The sequence below is a fragment of the Corynebacterium ulceribovis DSM 45146 genome (genome assembly GCF_000372445.1).
GTDB lineage: Bacteria > Actinomycetota > Actinomycetes > Mycobacteriales > Mycobacteriaceae > Corynebacterium > Corynebacterium ulceribovis.
The window spans coordinates 291,774-310,430 of sequence record NZ_AQUY01000002.1 but is presented as its reverse complement, the minus strand read 5'-3'; the positions used below and the strand labels follow the sequence as shown (position 1 = coordinate 310,430).

Below are 18,657 nucleotides of genomic sequence, written 5' to 3'. Positions count from 1 at the left end.
AACCTGCCGGTTGCGCTTGAGTGAATTTACCGTGAACTACTTGCTGTAGTCGTAGAAACCCTTCCCAGACTTACGACCAAAGTGCCCAGCTTCCACCATACGATTCAGCAGCGGTGGTGCAGCATAAACCGCGTCATGGTATTCGTCATACATCGCATCAGCAATGAACTTGCAGGTATCCAAACCAATCATGTCAGCCAAGGTCAGCGGCCCCATCGGGTGCGCACAGCCCCCGACCATGCCGGCGTCAATATCCTCAGCGGTCGCTACCCCAGCTTCGTACATCCGAATTGCCGACAGGAGGTACGGCACCAGCAACGCATTGACAATGAAGCCAGAGCGGTCCTTCGCCCGAATCACCGTCTTGCCGAGCACATCTTTGGCGTAGTTGTATGCCCGCTCAGCTGGGGCGTCCGCAGTGGTCAGCGTCCGAACATGCTCGACCAGCGGCAGCACCGGAACCGGGTTGAAGAAGTGCAGCCCCAGGACGCGTTCTGGTTTGCTGGTCGCCGCCGCAATCGACTGCACTGGCAGCGACGACGTGTTCGTGCATAGCGCCGCATCTGGGTCAGTGACAGCTTCATCCAACTGCCGGAACACATCAGCTTTGATTTCCGGGTTTTCAATAATCGCCTCGATGACCAGTTGCCGGTCCGAAAAATCCGCCAGGTCAGTGGTCCAGGTGATGCAGTTCAGCGCGGCGTCGCGGTCAGCTTCGGAAATCTTTTGCTTATTGACGGCGCGGTCCAACGACTTTTGCAGCCGCTGCTTGCCAGCCTCGAGGAAGCGCTCTTCGGCTTCCCAGACCAGCACTTCGCTGCCGGCTTTCGCACAGACCTCGATAATGCCCGATCCCATTTGGCCGGCACCGACGATACCCACACGCGTGATTTCTGCGGTCATAGCAAATATGCTCCTTAGCTCAATTCGACGTCAACTGCTCTCCCCTGCTGTGCAAGGCGGCAACTACCGGCGATGTTAGCGCGGCAGCTCGATGTGTCGGGCCGGTTTCGACTATTTGCCAGATTCGCTACTACTGCTGCTGCTGCTGTCAGCAGGACCGTCCGAGAATCCATCCACATTGCCATCGAGGCTGCCGTCTACTTCGACATCGCCAGCAATCCGGACGTCAGTTTCAATCACAATGGTGCCGTCCTCATCCACGCTGTAGTCAATCGGCGGCAGTGGATTGCCTTCAGAGTCATACCCCGGCGCCGGGTTTTCCAGCTGTTCAACCAGCGTGTGCTCGTTGATGACTTTCTCCCAGTGTCGGGTTTGGACAACTGGGCGGGCAGCGGAGTCTTCGTTCATTCCGCGCAGCAAGGAGTACATCATCACCACCATGATGATGAAGAACGGCAGGCCAACAATAATGGACACTTCTTGAAGCGCTTGGAGGCCGGTTTCACCACCAATGGTCATAATCACCGAGCAGACCACACCGATGAGGACGACCCACATCACCCGGTAGTAGGACGGGGTTTGGTCTTCGTCGCCGGTGGAGAACATGTCCATAATCATTGCCGCTGAGTCCATGGAGGTAATGAAGAATAGCGCCACCACAATGAGCACCAGGAGGCTGGCAATCTGGCTGATGGGATAGTCTTCCAGCAAAATGAACATCGATGCCGCCACGTCGCCTTCTTCGACTACTTGTTTAGTCAGGCGGCCAGGCTCGGCCCATTCCAATTCGAAGCCGGCACGACCGAAGATGGAGTACCAGATAATAACGAAGGCCGTCGGCAGCACAATGACACCGGCAATGAATTCTCGGACCGTGCGGCCACGGGAAATCCGTGCGATAAACATGCCAATAAATGGTGCCCAGCACACTGTCCACGCCCAATAGAACACGGTCCAACTACCCTGCCAGCCGGGATTTTCGTTGAAGCCATCTGCCCAGAACATCAGCCGCGGCAAATAGTCGGCGTAAATAGAGACGGTATCGGAAACAGCCCGCAACAATGTCAGGGTCGGACCAAACACCAATACGAACAGCATGAGCAAGATTGCCAGTGCAATATTCAGGTTGGATAGCCGCTTAATACCTTTGTCTAGCCCCACGGCCACGGAACCGCAGGCAATCACGACAATCACCGAAATGATCCCCAGCCGCCACACGTTGCTTTCCGTCACACCCATGAGTCGGGACATACCGGAGTTGATCTGTAGTACGCCCATGCTAACGGAAACGGCGATACCGAAAATGGTGCCGATAATGGCCACAGCGTCGATGAGTTTGCCAGGCCATTTGTAGATGTAGCCGCCGAGCAAAGGCGCAAAAATGGACGATAGTCGCGGCGGAAGTTTGCGCTTATAGATGAAGTATCCGAGCGCTAATCCCGGCAATGCGAAAATAACCCACATATGAATTCCGAAGTGATAGGCGGTAAAAGCCACCGCTTCTTTCGCCGCTCCGATGCTCATCGGCTCGTGGTCGTTCATCGGCACGTTGAATGCGTGGTTCATTGGTTCGGCGACACCCCAGAACATCAGGATGGAACCGACACCTGCGGCGAAGAGCATCCCGAACCAGGCAGCCAGTGGATACTCGGGTTCTTCGTCATCGTCGCCAAGCTTCATTCGACCATAGCGGGAGACGAAAATACCGATGAGGAAAATGAACATGCTGGAAACACCAGCGATGTAGAACCAGCTCAGATTCTTGAGAATCCAGCCGGAGATGAGTTGCAAACCGTCCCTGGCGGTTTCGCCAAGGGTCAGCGTCACGACAGTAAATAGGAAAATCACCCCCACCGACACTGAAAAAATTAATCGATCCGTTTTCAACCACGACGGTGGCTGTTCGGTCATTAATTCAATTGCTGATTTTTCGGTCGAGGGGGTGGCACTCAATGTGCTTCCTTAGACTTGGGGTCAGAATCCAATATCCAGCATATGTGCTTGACCCCGCGGCTAAGCAAACTCTCTTAAGTTGTGACCTCAATGCGACGTCGTACCATTCCGTCAACAAGCTCGAAATCCTGGCCGGACGCAAACGCTCGGATGGAGCCCTCGGACACACCGATGGAGTCGGCGGCGGCGAGCAGTTTCGCCAATGGGTAACTGCCAGTGACATCGATATGGCGGCCAATCCAGTCAGCAATTGTGGTGTATTCCTGCAGACCCCAACTGCGCAGCGCCCACTTTTCACGACCGGTGCGCATCAATCGGCTGTCGGAGGACATCTGGTTCATAATCGACCGGACGTTGCCACCACCGAGTCGCAGCGCAATCTCTTCAATGGTCAGTGGTTCGCCCGTGATTGAGAGTACGGCCACAGCACGATCCGCATGGCTGGATGCTTGGATGATGACGTGATCGCCGACCACCTGCGCCTGATTGCGACGGAAAGTCCGCAGACGTTCCTTCAGGTTGTCGAGCCCGGCGTCGAGAACACGGGCAGCCAAGTTCAGGTCCACGACACCACAATCATTGGCCATGGAAGCAAGCACCTTCTCGATGCGGTTATCAATCCGCGGCGCAAGCAACCAGCCTTTATCCAGCTTCCACCGTTTTGTCAGGGCGGAAACAGTCTCAAGCATGTTGAAACCAGGAATCGGGCCAGGTTTTGCTAGCGCAGGAACCTTCTCCAGGACTTCATCTTCGGAGCGGAATGGCAGGAAGCGGCGGGCCAACACCTCAATCAGCAGCGCAGATTCACCCTTTTCGAACTCCTCACGGGCGAGGTTCTCCAACTGGCGGACGCGTTCTGGGGTGATGTCCAGCGTCTTGCCGACCGAGTCAAGGGTCTGCTGCTCCAACATGCGGAGCTGCAAAATGGTCGGGAAACGCTCGTCAATGCGCATAATGCTTTGCACATCGCGGTAGGCATCATTGATGACTTCCACAATCGGGTCCTGCAGGCCAGGGATACTCCGAATCCGATTCACTGCATCAGCCACCGATTTCGGCGGATCCACTGGCATTTCGGCACCGGTGAGCATTGCCCAGCGCATCACTTCGATGAAGTCAGCGTCGACTTGAAGTGATGAAGTCGGCCCAAGGTCTGCTGTGGCATCAGCAATAATTTCGGCTGACTTCAGGGTCACCGCCCCACGCAGTTCCTGCACCCCGGCAGTCACACTGCCTGGCAACGTACTCGCAGCAACGTGCGAAGTGTGCTGCGGACGGGAACCAGCGGTCTTCGCCTCATACAGGTCCAATGCCTCGAAGGCCACCGCACTGACCAGCTCATTCAGGCGGTTAATGCCCACTCCACGAATTCGGCGCAGATCCGCAACCGATGCGGTCAGCGGCTGTGGGAACTGCTGCTTCCAGCGCTCCACCGACTTCAGGCGGCGATTGACGGTGCGTGGCAGCCGCTCTGGCTCCAAATATGGCGACATTTCGCACAGCGGCACGTGCTCATGGGCATCCAGCCATTCGGACACGACGTCGCCGACTTCGTTGAATGCCTCAATATATTCGCCCACCCATGGGAACACCGGCTGCAATGGCCATTGTGGTTCGATTTCAGTCGACGCAGGTACCGCGGCATCGGGTGCGTGTAGCGGCTGCCCGCTGGACACTCGCAACTCGATTGCGTTGAGCAGCCAGGCAAATTCCCGCTCCCCAATGACTGGGACGCCCAGCTCTTTGGCTTGTTGCTTTTTGACGGACGATGCACCGAAATCAGCAGCGATGAGAACGCTTGTTTCTTCGGTGAGCGGGCCCACCCGCATACTCATGGCCTCGGCACGGTTGGTCCACATTTCACGCGGCAATGCCAGCGCCCCAGTGAAAGCGATGTAGGCACCCATCTTCATGCCTTCGAAGTAGGACCGCACGAGGCTTTCGTCAAGGTTCAATTGTTCCTGAACAAAGCGCTCTGGCAACTCCAGCAAGCTACCGACTTGCTCAAGCTGGTCGCGACGGTCAAAATTCACTCCGCCCAAGACAAAAGCGCGAACGACCAGCGCGCGGAATAGCGTGCGTGTCAAAGACTCGATGTCTTCAGTGTCAAAGTCATGGTCACGACCGGCTGCCAGAAGTTGCTCCATGACGGTTCGGCTTGGCTCAACTCCAACAGCCTTCGCCGAGCCATGGGCCGCCGACTCCTCGTTGTCGGTGTCTATAGCGGGGGTCAGCCGAGCAAGGACCAAATCCGCGACCAGGTCAGCCAAGCTATCAATGTCGCTATTACCAGTTGCTGGCAGCCCTGCGAAGAGCCGGTAAATCCACGGCCACCCCAGCGAAGCGATGTCCCGATAGCGCAGCACTGGACGCTGCTCAGCGGTAAACTTCGACATGTCGAAATGCAGCGGTTCAAGATCTGGAAGAATGAGGTCAGGGCCCCGCAGGATGTCTTGGTATCGGTACATCATCTGCGCCGCGGCTTCGACTGCGGGGAAGATGTCTGATGGCGCAGTGGATTCTGCGGTAGAGCGTTGGAAGTTTGGCATCGGCAAAACTGCCGTGGGCAACCTGTCCTTCATCTGCGACTCCAGCTCATCCATTTTGATCGTCCAGCTGGCACTGTCCGGAAGTGTTTGTCCGATGCGGCGGAAGCTTTCCACAAGAATTGGCAAACCGACATAGAGGGAGCTGGAGACCACGAGTCGACCGTCAAGAAGTTCAGCCAGCTCGTGAGCGATCTGCTCGAAGGATGGGGCGTTTTTTACATCTTGGTAAGTGATACCTCGAGGGTGAATATCCAGCGCATGACGAGCGGGGCGCAGCATTGTCTGCCAGACGTCCTCTTGACGACCTTGTGGGTCAAGCCGAATGACAGCTAGCTCTAAAATGTGATCGCTTGGATGTACACCGGTCGGAGACACATAAACGACAGCTGTTGATGTCTCACGCATTTTGCTCGCTCCTCACCTGCACATCGAATTTGCGGCACAACCGCATTAAGATCGGCGTTGGGTTTACCGAAATAGCTGTTGAGGCTTTGGAGAATTTTGGCTCACTTTCCAAATCTTACAACTGTGTAAATATACTACTACTCATCAGCTGCAAAACTGAACCGAGAGACATGCGCCGCCAATCTCCCGCCACCGCCGCTTCAGGAGCGCCGGCGAACAACTCATTGACTGCATAATATCACAGCAACGACAGATTAGTGATTCGTCAATTATGCATATACCCGCTGTTTAACCAGCATATCCCCCACACAAAAACGCTGCAGGAAGTGCGATATTCATGCAGGCGAATTAACTAGACCGCCCCACCTACTCTTCACTTCCACCGATACTCGGTTGTAACGCACTAGAAGCGTGCAGAAAGTAATAAATGCACTGCGAAGGTTTGGAAGATTACAGAATCTCACATCGCGTCAACCAGTACCTACGAAGGATCTTTCTGCGTTTTTGGTCATTTTCGATCCAGAAAGTGATTTAGACCGCATAATTGGGCCATCAATTAATCCCGATTAACTGACGAGGCATTTCGATGAGTGACACCAAAGACATCACCGCGCTGCTATCCGAGCACGTTCGCGATGGCATGACCATCGCTGTCGGCGGCTTCGGACTTTCCGGAACTCCATTCCGGTTAATTGAAGCACTCCGGGACACCGGTGCAAAGAACCTAACCATCGTGAGCAACAACATGGGTGTGGATGGCAAGGGCCTTGGCATCCTGCTGGAAAACCACCAAGTCACCAAAGTACTCTCCAGCTATGTCGGGGAGAACAAGGAATTTGCTCGTCAATACCTCGAAGGGGAATTGGAAGTTGAGTTCAATCCACAAGGCACGCTGGCTGAACGCTTGCGCGCCGGTGGGGCAGGCATCCCAGCGTTCTACACCGCCACCGGAGTTGGAACTGTTGTAGCCGAAGGCAAACCACACCAGGAATTCGATGGCCGCACCTATGTCATGGAACGCGGCATTGTCGCAGACATTGCGCTGGTCCATGCCTGGAAAGGCGACGAAGACGGCAATCTGATGTACCGGCTGACCGCGCAAAACTTCAACCCACTCTGTGCAATGTCCGGCAAAGTCACTATCGCTGAAGTCGAAGAGCGCGTTGACCGCGGCGCCCTCCAGCCCGATGCCATCCACACCCCAAGCGTGTTTGTTGACTACGTCGTCGATGCCTCAACGGCTGAAAAGCCAATCGAGCAACGCACCACCCGCCCGCACCCAAGCAAGTAAAGAAAGCTGAAGACAGAACAATGACTGAAGTGAAAACTGGCTGGACCCGCGACGAAATGGCAGCTATTGCTGCCCAAGAACTCAACGACGGCGACTACGTCAACCTCGGCATCGGTATTCCCACCATGGTCGCCAACAATTTGCCGGAGGGCGTCAACGTCATCTTGCAATCTGAAAATGGCATTCTCGGCATGGGACCATTCCCTTACGAAGGTGAAGAAGACGCCGATCTGATCAATGCTGGCAAGCAGACGGTCACGTTGCTCCCTGGCGCGGCAGTATTCGATTCGGCTACCAGCTTCGCCATGATCCGTGGGGGGCATGTCAAAATTGCGATCCTTGGCGCCATGCAGGTCAGCCAATCCGGTGACCTGGCGAACTGGATGATTCCGGGCAAAATGGCAAAGGGCATGGGCGGCGCCATGGACCTCGTCGCAGGAACCCCACGCGTTGTGGTGCTTACCGACCACATCGCTCGTGACGGTTCAGCAAAACTCGTTACAGAATGTACTTTGCCGTTGACCGGTGTTGGTGTTGTTGACCGCATCATCACCGACCTCGCCAGCTTCGACGTTGCTGACAATAATTTGGTCCTGCGCGAACTAGCGCCCAGCGTCACCATCGAAGACATCGAAAAGCACACCGAAGCCGCCTGGATTGACGGCCGTCACTAAAGGTGCGACTCATAGCAACCAACTAGCCAGTACGGCTAAGCTGGATCGCTTTCCTCATGCACATTCGGTGATTTGTGTTCAATGGTTTTCACCACTGGGCGCATTGCGATATTGGTGAAGACGATCATCACAGCACCCACAATTGCGAGCAGGTGCAGGCTTGCTCCGCAGAGCGCGCCGACCGCTGCTGCCGCCCACATGGTGGCAGCAGTGGTTAAACCTTTCACGCTGGCACCGTGTTTGATAATCACACCCGCACCGAGAAAACCAATACCCGACACAATCTGAGAGGCCACCCTAGTAGGGTCCCCTGTTCCGGCGCTATCGACAGCTTCCATGCCAACGATGGTGAATAAAGCGGCGCCCATGGACACCAGCGTGGTGGTTCTTAAGCCAGCGTCTTTGGCACGCCACTCCCGCTCGGCGCCAAGCAAAGCGCCGAGCAACGCAGCAAGGGCAATGCCGCCGATGTGCTGCACAATATTCGGGCCGCCTAGGGCGTCCACAAATTCATTGGCAAGTAACTGGTGCATGAGATTCCTTCCCTTACACCAATGGTACGCACCGAGCCAAACAATCCGTCAAAAAGCGGAGTTTTACTCTTCGTCGGTCGAGAGTGCTGCCACGAAAGCTTCCTGAGGCACCGACACCGAGCCGATGTTCTTCATCCGCTTCTTACCGGCCTTCTGCTTCTCCAGCAGCTTGCGCTTACGGGAAATATCGCCGCCGTAGCACTTGGCAAGGACGTCCTTGCGCAGCGCACGAATATTCTCACGGGCAATAATCTTCGAACCAATCGCTGCCTGAATCGGCACTTCAAACTGCTGACGTGGAATCAATTCACGCAGCTTCTTGGTCATCTTATTGCCGTAGTAGTGCGCATTGTCGCGGTGAACAATCGCCGAGAACGCGTCCACGGCCTCACCCTGCAGCAAAATGTCGACCTTGACCAGATCTGCTTCCTGCTCGCCGGCTTCCTCATAGTTCAGCGAGGCATAGCCCTTCGTGCGGGACTTCAGCATGTCGAAGAAGTCGAAAATAATCTCACCCATCGGCATGGTGTAGCGCAGTTCCACACGGTCTTCCGACAGGTAGTCCATGCCACCCATCTCACCACGCTTCGACTGGCACAGTTCCATCGTCGAACCGATGAACTCCGACGGCACAATAATGGTGGTTTTCACCATCGGTTCAAACACACCGCGCAGCTTGCCCTCTGGCCAGTCTGACGGGTTTTGCACCATCCGCTCCGTGCCATCTTCCTCAATGACGCGGTAGACCACCGACGGTGCAGTGGAAATGAGGTCTAGGTCGAACTCTCGCTCCAGGCGGTCGCGGGTAATTTCCATGTGCAACAGCCCCAGGAAACCACACCGGAAACCAAAGCCCAGCGCCACCGATGTTTCTGGCTCATACGTCAACGACGCATCATTGAGCTGCAGCTTCTCCAGCGCATCACGCAAGTCTGGGTAATCCTGCTGGGAGACTGGGAACAGCCCCGAGTAGACCATCGGGTTCGGGTCGGCGTAGCCCTTGAGCGGCGCCTCAGCACCATTGCGGGCGAGCGTAACGGTATCGCCGACACGGGACTGGCGGACGTCTTTCACACCGGTGATGAGGTAACCGACCTCACCGACCGACAACCCGTCAACCTTGTGCTGAGTCGGCGAAATAATGCCGATTTCCAGCAGCTCGTGAGTCGCGCCGGTCGACATCATCTGAATTTTGTCTCGTGCATTCAGCGCACCATCCATCATGCGGACATAGGTGATAACGCCACGGAAGGTGTCATACACCGAGTCGAAAATCAGGGCGCGCGGTGGCGCATCAGCATCACCGACTGGCGCTGGCACGAGTTCACATACGCGGTCCAGCAGCTCCGGGACACCTTCGCCGGTTTTACCGGAAACTCGCAGCACTTCCTCTGGCTCACAGCCAATAATGTTGGCAATTTCCAGGGAGTACTTCTCTGGGTCTGCGGCTGGCAGGTCAATCTTGTTGAGAACTGGGATGATTTCCAGCTCGTTTTCCATTGCCAGGTACAAGTTAGCCAGCGTCTGCGCTTCAATGCCTTGGGCGGCGTCAACCAACAAAATGGCGCCTTCACATGCTTCGAGCGCACGGGAGACCTCGTAGGTAAAGTCCACGTGACCTGGGGTGTCAATCAGGTGAAGCACAATCTCTTTACCTTCATGCTCACCCGAACGCGGCACCCATGGCAGGCGGACATTCTGTGCCTTAATGGTGATGCCACGCTCACGCTCAATGTCCATGTTGTCTAGGTACTGGTCGCGCATGTCGCGATCTTCAACGGCGCCGGACAGCTGCAAAATTCGGTCGGCCAGCGTGGACTTACCGTGGTCGATGTGCGCGATGATGCAGAAGTTGCGAATTTGCGATGGCTTCGTAAAAGTCTCGCTTGCAAAGTTCTTGGTCAAAGAAATCCTGTCCGAAAGTAGCCAAAAGTGATGGTCCTACGAGCAGATTGACGGCCCGCGTGCTGTTTGTCCTCTCATTGTACCGATCCAGATATACAGCTACTCTGGTGGCTATGGCTGAGCGGCGTATTGGGAAGGTTTTTTCGGAGGCTTCACGTCTAATCCGGAAGCTCGGCTCGAGCCTGCCTAACCGAAAAACCGACGGTGTGGGCAACAAACGCATCTCCCGCATCCACACGTTGGAGCACGGACTATCCGAACTGGACGACCAACTGGGATTCTCCACCGCGGCCAACAAGATTCGCACTCGTCGTCAACGCCGCCAAGACACTCACTCCCGCATCATCGTCGCGCATGCGGCCAAAGATATGGCTCGGTCAATTCTGTACGCCCCAGATATGGATGGCCACGCGGACCCAGGTGAGGTGGTCCATGTGCGATTCACCGAGGAGAACTCCGACCAGGCCGCCGAACGTCAAGTTCTCGTGGTAGGTCGGCAAGGACACACTCTCCTCGGCACACTGATTTCCACGAATGAAGACCACGCTAACGAAACAAACTGGGTGGCCATCGGCTCCGACAGCTTCAGTCATGGCAAACCTAGCTGGGTTCGAGTGGACCGAGTGCTAGAGATTCCAGAGTCTGGCATTCGACGCGACGGTTCAATCATGCCGGCTCGCCGATTCGCGGTGGTAGCTCGCGCCTTGCGGCTTCGCCACGGCTGGAGCTAACACGCTTTTTGGGAGCAGCGGCCCTGACTGGTAGTGTTCTTTGAGTTGACCAGCTCACCGCTGGATTTCACCGTGCATCCCAGGACCTTGGGGTGATGCTCGTGGGAATTCCTTCGAAAGCCGTAGGCATTTCAGCCTTGGTTTCCGTCGAAAAGCTGTGGTTGGTTGTCCCGCCAGACTAGAAATCAAGAGGTAACACCAATGGCAAACATCAAGTCTCAGATCAAGCGCAACAAGACCAACGAAAAGGCTCGTATGCGCAACAAGTCGATCCGTTCCGAGTTCCGCACCGAAATCCGTAAGTTCCGTGCAGCTCTGGATGCCGGCGAATTCACCGCTGCTGAAGCTCAGCTGCGTTCGGCTTCCCGCAAGCTGGACAAGGCTGTCACCAAGGGCGTTCTGCACCGCAACAACGCTGCGAACAAGAAGTCCGCTATGGCAACCGCGCTGAACAAGGCACAGGCTTCCGCTTAATGCCACGCTTCCGCGAGGGAGCACCCAATGAGACCCCACTTCGGTGGGGTCTTTTTGTATTGGTGGGGTCTTTTTGCATTTCCCCAGTTGCCACCCCAAGAAATCCCCTCCTCGCCCACCAGATTTAAATTAAGCAAACTTTTTGTATCGTATTAGTTGCAACACCCTGTCTCGAAACTGTAAGGTGAGCCTTACCTTACCGACGATGAAGGGGATGCCCAACATGACAACCGCAGCAACGACGCAGGACACCACAACTAGCGGCACCACCCTGTCCGTACTCTTGCGTGAACGAACCACCGCCGCTCACCAGCAGGCTGAGACCTCCACCTTCATGGATGACCTCACCAGCGGCCGCGCCTCCGCCGACGCGTGGACTGCCCTCGCTACCCAGCTCTACCCGATTTACCACGCGCTAGAGTCTGCAACTGAACAGCACAAGAACCACCCGCTTATCGCGCCGCTGTATGACACCGCACTGCGCCGCACCGAACGCCTCGCCGCGGACCTGAACGCACTGCTCGGCACCGACGCCGCCGACCGAATCGCTGCCGGCGAGGTACCGCTGCTGCCGGCTACCCGCAATTACATCGCCGCGCTCACCACTGACTTGTCCCCAGAGACCATCGTGGCAAACCACTACGTCCGCTACCTCGGTGACCTTTCCGGCGGCCAAATCATTTCCGCTATGCTGCGCCGCCACTATGACATCGCTCCAGAGGCGCTGAACTTCTACCGCTTCCCAGATATCCCGAAGCTGAAGGTGTACAAGGACCGCTACCGCGCTGCGTTGGATCAGTTGCCAGCCGACGAGTTCACCCAGGGCCGCATTATCAGCGAAGCCATCGCGGCCTTCCGCTACAACCAAGCTCTATTCGCCGACCTGGAAGCCACCGCCGCCAACCACGACACTTTGGCGGGTTAGCCCGTGGCGGACGCTCTGCAGCACTACCCATTCTGGCTGGCCTGGGCCTTCTTTTTCGCGGTCGGCATGGCCCGCGGCCAAGGCACGTACTGGTTGGCCCGATACGTCAGCAAGCACACTAATCCGTGGCTGGAACGCAAACTGAGCCACGGGGCGTTGACCCGCGGAAAAACTACCCTGCAACGCGTCGGGGTGGCGGCGATTCCGCTGTGCTATTTCACGGTTGGGTTGCAAACAATGGTGCTGCTGGCCGCTGGTTTCCTTGGCATTACGTGGTCAGTGTTCACGGCTGCCCAGATCCCTGGGGTCGTGGTGTGGGCCGCGGTGTATAGCACTGTTGGTTTTGTCGCCTGGTTGTCCGCAATCGAAGCCATTGCTGGTCATTGGTGGCCATTAGCGCTGCTCATCGTGGTGGTTACGGTGGCCACCGTTGCTTATCGACGTTCATCGCAGCCGCGCTCGACAGCAACGAGTTAACGAGTCGAGCGGGCGATTTCCGCGATCTTTCGCACTGACGTCTCCAACACAAACTGTTCGTCCTGGCTCCCCGCGCCCTTGAGCCCGGCATCCATATCGGCCACCACTTGCACTGCGCGGGCAACGGCTTCGGTCGGCCACAACCGTGCCACTTGCTGCACTTTCCGCACTTTCCACGGCGGCATCCGGAACGTGCCGGCAGCCCGATTCGGATCAATCGGCCCGACCGCATGCAGCCGCGCAATATCGCCAATTGCACCAGAAATCGCGGCGGCAAGTACTACTGGTTTCGGCTCCCCCAGCTGCAATGCCCGGCGCGTTGCGGCCACCGCTCCGACCACATTGCCGGCCACAGCGGCATCAGCGACATGGAAACCATTGATTTCAGCCCGCCCCGAGTAGTATTCGCGCACCTTGTCCGCGTCAAAGTTGCCGTCGGTATCGGCCACCAGCTGACTGATAGCTGATGCCAGATCGCGCAGGTCGGTACCCACACCTTCGACAATTGCCTGCACTGTGTCTAAGTCCGCCCGGATTTTGTGTCCGCGCAGCTCCTGGTGCACAAACCCTTGGATCTCGGAGGGTTTGAGCTCTGGGTATTCAATGAGTTCCGCCCCGAGTTTCTGCAGCTGTTTCAGCGCGGCAGCAGCCCCTTTTGCGGTTTTACTTTTCGGCGGCACATGCTCAACAATCACGACAATGCCCTCGGGAATGTCTTTGAGCCATTTCACTAACGTGTCAGTGGCTTCTTTCCGCGCGGATTGCAGGTCGGTGAACACCAGCACCCTTTCCTCACTAAACAGTGAAGGGCTGAGTAGTTCCACCAAGTCATTGTCGGTGACATCTTTGGCCGCGAACTCCGTTATTGGCATCGCTTCCGGCGCTGGTGAAGATGCTTTTACCGCGGCAATGAGGCGTCGCCGCGCACGGGACATGAGGAATTCTTCCCGGCCATTGAGCACCGTCAGTGGCGCCACCTGTTGAGTAGTCACGGCTCTATTGTGCCACTTCCACCACTGCCCCTGGCACCGCAGCCACCGTCGCCGCCACCCAATCAATCCACGCAGCGCACGGCCACGCCAACCACAGCGCAACCGTCGCCACCGGCGGGCCAACCCCCGGCACCCACAACGCAATCGCAGCCACCAGCCCCAGTACCGTCACCGGCGCCACCGCAGCAGACGCCAGCAGGTTCGCCACCACAGAACCGATGGGCACCGTCCCACTCATCCCGATAAGCAGCGGAATGGAGACGATTTCCGCTGCGATTGCCACCGCCAGCGCCCCAACAACCACGTCAGGGAGCTTATTGACGTAGTGGAGCCGGAGCAGCCCGCGGCGAATAAACGGAGCCAACAGAATCAGCCCCAGCGTGACTCCGACGGATAGTCCGAAACCCCAGTTCACTGCAAGATTCGGATAGCACAACAGCAGGACGATGATGCCAGCCGCGAGTGCCGATAGTGGTTGTTTACGCCGTGAAGAGGCAATCGCCACCAAGCTCACGCCACCCATCACGCTGGCACGCAGCACCGATGGCTCAGGCCCGGTAACCAGCACATAAGCGGCTAGCGCCAGTGCCGCCACAGCAACTCGGACTTTCGGGGTGGCGCCGAGGAAGGCGGCGACGGTTAACGCGCAACCAGACACAATGGTGACGTTGGCACCAGAAACCGCGGACAGGTGCGCCAAACCAGCGTCAAGGAGATACTGCCGCTGCACTGCTGGTTGCGGCCGGACATCACCAAACACCATCCCCGTCACTAAGCCCGCCGTATGTTCGGACAGTGTGTCCGCGGCCAGCTGTGCCAATTGGGTGCGGGCACTGGCGGCAAATCCGAAAAGCATATTCGGTTCGCCAACAATCTCAATCGGAGCGTTCGTTGACATGGTCACCGGCGAGATTCCTGGTCGACTAGCTGCAGCAACTTGGCCAGTCACGGCAACAACATTTCCGACGCCTAAGTGTTCAGTGTGTGCTGCGTGCGCAAACACTGTCAGGTCAGCAGGTAATTCAGGTACCGAAAGTCGCAGCATGTGAGTGTCATCTGCGCTAGTTGGTGTGGGGTCGGCAATTAACCTGCCGCGTATTGTGGTGGCACTTCCCTGCCAGGACGCCACCTCGTGGTGATTCGCCCGGTGGATGCGGCTTGCAGTTATTGCTACCGCCGCTGCTGCCCCGAACCCTGTCACTGGCCCCACTGTGGATAGTGCTGGTCCGACGCTGGGCACTGCAGCTGCGGCTAGGCTTAGGATGGCCAGCGCAATTAACACCACGACTGCTGCCCAGGCAAGTTCCAGCGACCGCGTGCTCAGCACAGCTGCGCACCCGCACCAAGTAGTCACTGCCAGTGGCCATAGCCGAAGATCTAAGGCTGGTCGTTTGAGCCGAGGCGGTTCCACCGGCGTCACCCGGGAGTGGTGACGAGCTGCTTTCGCGGCCATAGCTGCGCCTATACCGTCACGGAACCGGAGATTCGTTCCAACTTTTTCGGGCCAATACCGGGGACTTCGCCTAGCTGCGCCACTGACGTAAACGGCCCGTTGTCCTGACGGAACGCAACAATAGCGGCGGCGGTTGCAGGGCCGATTCCCGGTAGGGTTTCTAATTCAGTTTCAGAGGCTGTATTGACATTGACCTTTCCCCCAGTTGCCGACTCCGCAGTGCCGTTAGTCGACCCACTGGACGTCCCACTGGTCGTCCCGCTGGTTGTGCTGTTGGCCGTGCCGACACCGCCTGAGTTCGCTGCCGGATCCACCTGATCGGTCACCACGATCTGCTCCCCATCAGAGACCAACCGCGCTAAGTTCACTGATGCTGGATTTGCTTTCGCGGAGAAACCACCGGCCGCCTCAACAGCGTCGGCCACCCGAGAACCCGTCGGCAGGGTTACCACCCCAGGTTTCTTCACCAGCCCAACCACAGACACCACCACTGGCGTAGCCACAGAACTCTGCGCAGCACTATTAGCAGCATTATTAGCAGCACTATCAGCAGAACTACTCACCGAGCTACCGGCGGGGCCGCTCGCAGCATCGTCGGCAATCGCTGCGACCGAAGGGTCGGGCACCACTGCGACTTCCGGCTGTGTGACTTTTGAGCCCGCCATCCCCGCAACACCCATCACCAGCACTGCCAGCAACACAATGACAACCATCGCGGGACGACTAATCGCTAGGCGGCGTCGAGAAAAGTCCACCGGCATCGTGACATCGCCACTAGCCGGGGCAGTTAATTCCTGAAGACGGGTACGCACTGTTGAGGACATGCGCCCACCGTAGGACGAGGCAAGTCAGCGCAGCGGCGCCCATAACGTCAACAAGCACAAACCTGTGGACAAACTACCTGATGTGGACAAGTGACCTGGACCCGCGCGGCGGCCGCGCCGGGCTACTTGTCGGCAGGGCGGTCCGGATCCGTGTCTGGGGCCGGGGCAGATTCGGTTGGCGTATCCGAAGCAGGGGTGTCATCAATACTGGTTGAGTCAGCTGTGCGGGGAGTGTCACGCTTGGCGCGTTCCGAGGAAAACTCCGCCGCAATCTCCGCCGCCAACTCCGATGCTTTTTCGGTAGCCTGTCGGAACGTCTCCCGCCAACTCGACCAATTCTGCGTGCGCTCATCGGCAGAAGGGTCCTCCGGCGCACCATTTTCTGCGGCCTCCGAAGGGGAACTAGGCATCCCCAGCATCGGATGGTTTCCCAACCGACCAGAGTCCGCACCAAAGCGGTCCCCCACCAGCTCCGCGCCATCAAACAGCGACGGCTGCAACGGATCTGACGCATCCACATCGCCGGCCGACAACCCCACCACCGGCTTACGCGCCACCGACACCAACAGGGCGCCCGGCCCGGAATGTACTTCCACGGCCGCCGAAATCTCCATCAACTGCACCGACGCAGCCTCCCCCAAAAACCGAGTGAGCACCCGCGCCAACTCAGCGGCATCCCGACGCGAACCGGCATACTGAATCGCCACATCCACCGGCTCATCACCGGACTCAGCGACCACCAACTCCACCAGCCGAGACAACGCCTTCGTCTCCGTGCGGGTTTTCGCAGCAAGTTCCACCTTGCCGTCACGCAGCGTCACCACTGGTTTCATCGCAAGCGCCGTAGAAATAATCGTCGCACCAGCCGTCAACCGACCGCCACGACGCAGATGCTCCATATGCGGCACATACGCCCACATGGAACTCCGCCGCAGCACCTCCTTCGCCGCATCATGGCACTCCGCCAACGTGCCGCCCTGTTCCGCGCGCTGCGCCGCCGCAATCGCCGCAAAACCAATGCCCATCCCCACGCTGTGCGTATCAACGACCTGCACCCGATCACCGAGCACTTCCGCAGCCGTCACCCCATTCGACCACGTCGACGACAACGCTTTCGACACATGCAACGCCAGCACACCATCGTCATCGCCGAGGGCCAATTGCCGCGAATAAGCAGCGCACAGCTCCAGCGGCGCCAACGCCGACGTGGTTGCTGCCGCTGCCCCGAAACCGGACTTCTCTGAAGTCTCTTCCGTGGCCTGCATGTCCAGCACCACGATGCCATAACGATTAGCTACGTCTTTAGGCAGGCAGGAAGCGGAGTCGACAATCACTTTGACGGTCATGGCATCACCTGAGCGTTCCACGCTTCCAAATACCACTGGTCATCGCGTGGGGCATCGCCCTGCCCAGCCTGTTGTTCCAGCGCCAACAAGTTTTCCGGGATCGCCGCGTTCCCCGTGTCTGGCGAATCCTGGTCGCCGAGGGTGTACCGCGGACGCGCCAACAGCTGCGACCACGCCGTATTCTTCAAACCATTAAACAGCGGGTAGTTCGGCACTGGCAGCTCCAACAGTCGTGCGGTCAGCGCACCAATCGCCCCACCATGGGCCACCAGCAACACCGTATGCCCGTCCCAGTCGGCGTAAGAATCCATCAGGTCAAAGACCATCGACGACGTACGCGCAGCCACCTGAACTCGGGATTCGCCACCAGGTGGGCAAAACTCTGGGTCATGCCGCCATCGCACCCGCGCCCCTGGATATGCACCATCGACTTCTGCGTGGGAGCACTGCTGCCACTGGCCGAGGTGCGTTTCCCGCAACCGAGCATCCTGCGTGACCTCCAGCCCAAGTTCCCGACCAATAATCTGTGCGGTTTCCGTGGCCCGCTGCAGGTCCGACGCTACAATTTTGGTGATGCCCATGTCGTGGCTGACAAAGTGGCGGGCCACTGTTTCTGCTTGGGCACGGCCATGGTCGGACAGTTCCGAATCAAACTGGCCTTGCATCCGTTTGGTGGCGTTATAGGAAGTCTGCCCGTGGCGCAGCAGAATGAGTCGTCGTTGCATGGGCTGTGGCTCTTTCGGCGCTAGAAGTCGTCGGTGCTTGGGCCTTCTCCGGCCAGCGGCAGGTCATCCTGGCTGGTGACAGAGAATGGGTCCACAGCATCGCCTTCGCCGCGGGTGCCGGCGCCTTCGATGCCTTCAACTTCAATGACTGGGCAGTCTGCCCACAGATTATCCAGCGCGTAGAATTCACGCTCTTCGGTGCGCTGCACGTGAATGACGACGGTGCCGTAGTCCAGCAGCACCCACCGGTTTTCCCGTGTGCCTTCACGGCGCACTGGTTTGGCACCAGCTTCCCGCAGTTTGTCTTCCACTTCGTCCACAATGGCGTCGACTTGGCGTTCGTTGGTGCCGGAGGCAAGCACGAAGCAGTCGGTGATTACCAGCTGCTCGGACACGTCGATTACGACGATGTCGTCGGCAAGCTTCTCATCCGCCGCTTGGGCAGCAACGATGGCCAACTTGATGGAATCAGCATGTGCGGTCACGAAAAGGGGCCC

General features: G+C 57.7%; 17 protein-coding genes. 6 read left to right on the top strand and 11 right to left on the bottom strand.

The window, feature by feature from the left end; translation table 11 throughout:
- Positions 1-36: 36 nt before the first annotated feature.
- The 3 genes from A3EC_RS0107060 to A3EC_RS0107050 form a co-directional block, all read right to left on the bottom strand.
- On the bottom strand, positions 37-903 hold the full coding sequence (locus tag A3EC_RS0107060) for a 3-hydroxybutyryl-CoA dehydrogenase (RefSeq protein WP_018024479.1): 867 nt from the start codon (positions 901-903) through the stop codon (positions 37-39).
- Positions 904-1,014: 111 nt separating this feature from the next.
- Entirely contained in the window at positions 1,015-2,814 is a 1,800-nt protein-coding gene (locus A3EC_RS11710) for a BCCT family transporter (protein WP_018024478.1), read from the bottom strand.
- A 116-nt stretch (positions 2,815-2,930) separates the two neighbouring features.
- Complete coding sequence (locus A3EC_RS0107050) at positions 2,931-5,810, bottom strand: sigma factor-like helix-turn-helix DNA-binding protein (protein WP_083879988.1); 2,880 nt, start codon at positions 5,808-5,810, stop codon at positions 2,931-2,933.
- Between the two features lie 586 nt (positions 5,811-6,396).
- Between A3EC_RS0107050 and A3EC_RS0107040 the strand changes: the two genes are divergently transcribed.
- Both A3EC_RS0107040 and A3EC_RS0107035 read left to right on the top strand, forming a co-directional pair.
- The gene (locus A3EC_RS0107040; protein WP_018024475.1) at positions 6,397-7,101 is read left to right on the top strand and encodes a CoA transferase subunit A; all 705 of its coding nucleotides are present in this window, start codon (positions 6,397-6,399) and stop codon (positions 7,099-7,101) included.
- A 20-nt stretch (positions 7,102-7,121) separates the two neighbouring features.
- Positions 7,122-7,775 (top strand): CoA transferase subunit B, encoded by a 654-nt coding sequence (locus tag A3EC_RS0107035; protein ID WP_018024474.1) that lies wholly within the window; start codon positions 7,122-7,124, stop codon positions 7,773-7,775.
- Positions 7,776-7,810: 35 nt separating this feature from the next.
- On the opposite strand, the gene A3EC_RS0107030 is transcribed toward A3EC_RS0107035, so the two are convergent.
- A complete protein-coding gene (locus A3EC_RS0107030; protein WP_018024473.1) occupies positions 7,811-8,308 on the bottom strand; it encodes an MgtC/SapB family protein in 498 nt (165 codons plus the stop codon).
- Positions 8,309-8,371: 63 nt separating this feature from the next.
- Entirely contained in the window at positions 8,372-10,213 is a 1,842-nt protein-coding gene (gene lepA, locus A3EC_RS0107025) for a translation elongation factor 4 (RefSeq protein WP_018024472.1), read from the bottom strand.
- Positions 10,214-10,419: 206 nt separating this feature from the next.
- On the opposite strand from lepA, the gene A3EC_RS11705 reads away from it, so the two are divergent.
- The 4 genes from A3EC_RS11705 (at position 10,420) to A3EC_RS11700 (ending at position 12,820) form a co-directional block, all read left to right on the top strand.
- Positions 10,420-10,944 carry a type II toxin-antitoxin system PemK/MazF family toxin gene (locus tag A3EC_RS11705; protein WP_169331397.1) on the top strand — a complete coding sequence of 175 codons (525 nt, stop codon included), beginning with the start codon at positions 10,420-10,422 and terminating at the stop codon, positions 10,942-10,944.
- A gap of 201 nt (positions 10,945-11,145) precedes the next feature.
- Positions 11,146-11,418 (top strand): 30S ribosomal protein S20, encoded by a 273-nt coding sequence (rpsT, locus tag A3EC_RS0107015; RefSeq protein WP_018024470.1) that lies wholly within the window; start codon positions 11,146-11,148, stop codon positions 11,416-11,418.
- Positions 11,419-11,641: 223 nt separating this feature from the next.
- A complete protein-coding gene (locus A3EC_RS0107010; RefSeq protein ID WP_018024469.1) occupies positions 11,642-12,343 on the top strand; it encodes a biliverdin-producing heme oxygenase in 702 nt (233 codons plus the stop codon).
- A gap of 3 nt (positions 12,344-12,346) precedes the next feature.
- Entirely contained in the window at positions 12,347-12,820 is a 474-nt protein-coding gene (locus A3EC_RS11700; protein ID WP_018024468.1) for a DedA family protein, read from the top strand.
- Here A3EC_RS11700 and holA read toward each other — a convergent pair.
- The 6 genes from holA to rsfS form a co-directional block, all read right to left on the bottom strand.
- The gene (holA, locus tag A3EC_RS0107000; RefSeq protein ID WP_026162281.1) at positions 12,817-13,812 is read right to left on the bottom strand and encodes a DNA polymerase III subunit delta; all 996 of its coding nucleotides are present in this window, start codon (positions 13,810-13,812) and stop codon (positions 12,817-12,819) included. The genes A3EC_RS11700 and holA overlap by 4 nt on opposite strands.
- Before the next feature lie 4 nt (positions 13,813-13,816).
- The gene (locus A3EC_RS12755) at positions 13,817-15,265 is read right to left on the bottom strand and encodes a ComEC/Rec2 family competence protein (protein WP_083879986.1); all 1,449 of its coding nucleotides are present in this window, start codon (positions 15,263-15,265) and stop codon (positions 13,817-13,819) included.
- 8 nt (positions 15,266-15,273) lie between these two features.
- On the bottom strand, positions 15,274-16,089 hold the full coding sequence (locus tag A3EC_RS0106990) for a ComEA family DNA-binding protein (RefSeq protein ID WP_026162280.1): 816 nt from the start codon (positions 16,087-16,089) through the stop codon (positions 15,274-15,276).
- 122 nt (positions 16,090-16,211) lie between these two features.
- Positions 16,212-17,435, bottom strand: coding sequence for a DegV family protein (locus tag A3EC_RS12480; protein WP_018024464.1), 1,224 nt, complete (start codon positions 17,433-17,435; stop codon positions 16,212-16,214).
- Complete coding sequence (locus A3EC_RS0106980) at positions 17,432-18,160, bottom strand: histidine phosphatase family protein (protein ID WP_018024463.1); 729 nt, start codon at positions 18,158-18,160, stop codon at positions 17,432-17,434. Before A3EC_RS0106980 ends, A3EC_RS12480 begins: the two co-directional genes overlap by 4 nt.
- 20 nt (positions 18,161-18,180) lie before the next feature.
- Positions 18,181-18,645: a ribosome silencing factor gene (rsfS, locus tag A3EC_RS0106975; RefSeq protein ID WP_018024462.1), complete on the bottom strand. Its 465-nt coding sequence runs from the start codon at positions 18,643-18,645 to the stop codon at positions 18,181-18,183.
- Between the last annotated feature and the right edge of the window lie 12 nt (positions 18,646-18,657).

Excerpts from the sequence above, each read along its gene's own strand:
- A3EC_RS11710 (WP_018024478.1), bottom strand. The coding sequence starts at position 2,814 with ATGACCGAACAGCCACCGTCGTGGTTGAAAACGGATCGATTAATTTTT.
- A3EC_RS0107010 (WP_018024469.1), top strand. The coding sequence starts at position 11,642 with ATGACAACCGCAGCAACGACGCAGGACACCACAACTAGCGGCACCACC.
- A3EC_RS0106980 (WP_018024463.1), bottom strand. The coding sequence starts at position 18,160 with ATGCAACGACGACTCATTCTGCTGCGCCACGGGCAGACTTCCTATAAC.
- A3EC_RS0107030 (WP_018024473.1), bottom strand. The coding sequence starts at position 8,308 with ATGCACCAGTTACTTGCCAATGAATTTGTGGACGCCCTAGGCGGCCCG.
- A3EC_RS0107035 (WP_018024474.1), top strand. The coding sequence starts at position 7,122 with ATGACTGAAGTGAAAACTGGCTGGACCCGCGACGAAATGGCAGCTATT.
- A3EC_RS0107040 (WP_018024475.1), top strand. The coding sequence starts at position 6,397 with ATGAGTGACACCAAAGACATCACCGCGCTGCTATCCGAGCACGTTCGC.
- A3EC_RS0106990 (WP_026162280.1), bottom strand. The coding sequence starts at position 16,089 with ATGTCCTCAACAGTGCGTACCCGTCTTCAGGAATTAACTGCCCCGGCT.
- A3EC_RS12480 (WP_018024464.1), bottom strand. The coding sequence starts at position 17,435 with ATGACCGTCAAAGTGATTGTCGACTCCGCTTCCTGCCTGCCTAAAGAC.
- A3EC_RS0107060 (WP_018024479.1), bottom strand. The coding sequence starts at position 903 with ATGACCGCAGAAATCACGCGTGTGGGTATCGTCGGTGCCGGCCAAATG.
- rpsT (WP_018024470.1), top strand. The coding sequence starts at position 11,146 with ATGGCAAACATCAAGTCTCAGATCAAGCGCAACAAGACCAACGAAAAG.
- A3EC_RS0107050 (WP_083879988.1), bottom strand. The coding sequence starts at position 5,810 with ATGCGTGAGACATCAACAGCTGTCGTTTATGTGTCTCCGACCGGTGTA.
- A3EC_RS12755 (WP_083879986.1), bottom strand. The coding sequence starts at position 15,265 with ATGGCCGCGAAAGCAGCTCGTCACCACTCCCGGGTGACGCCGGTGGAA.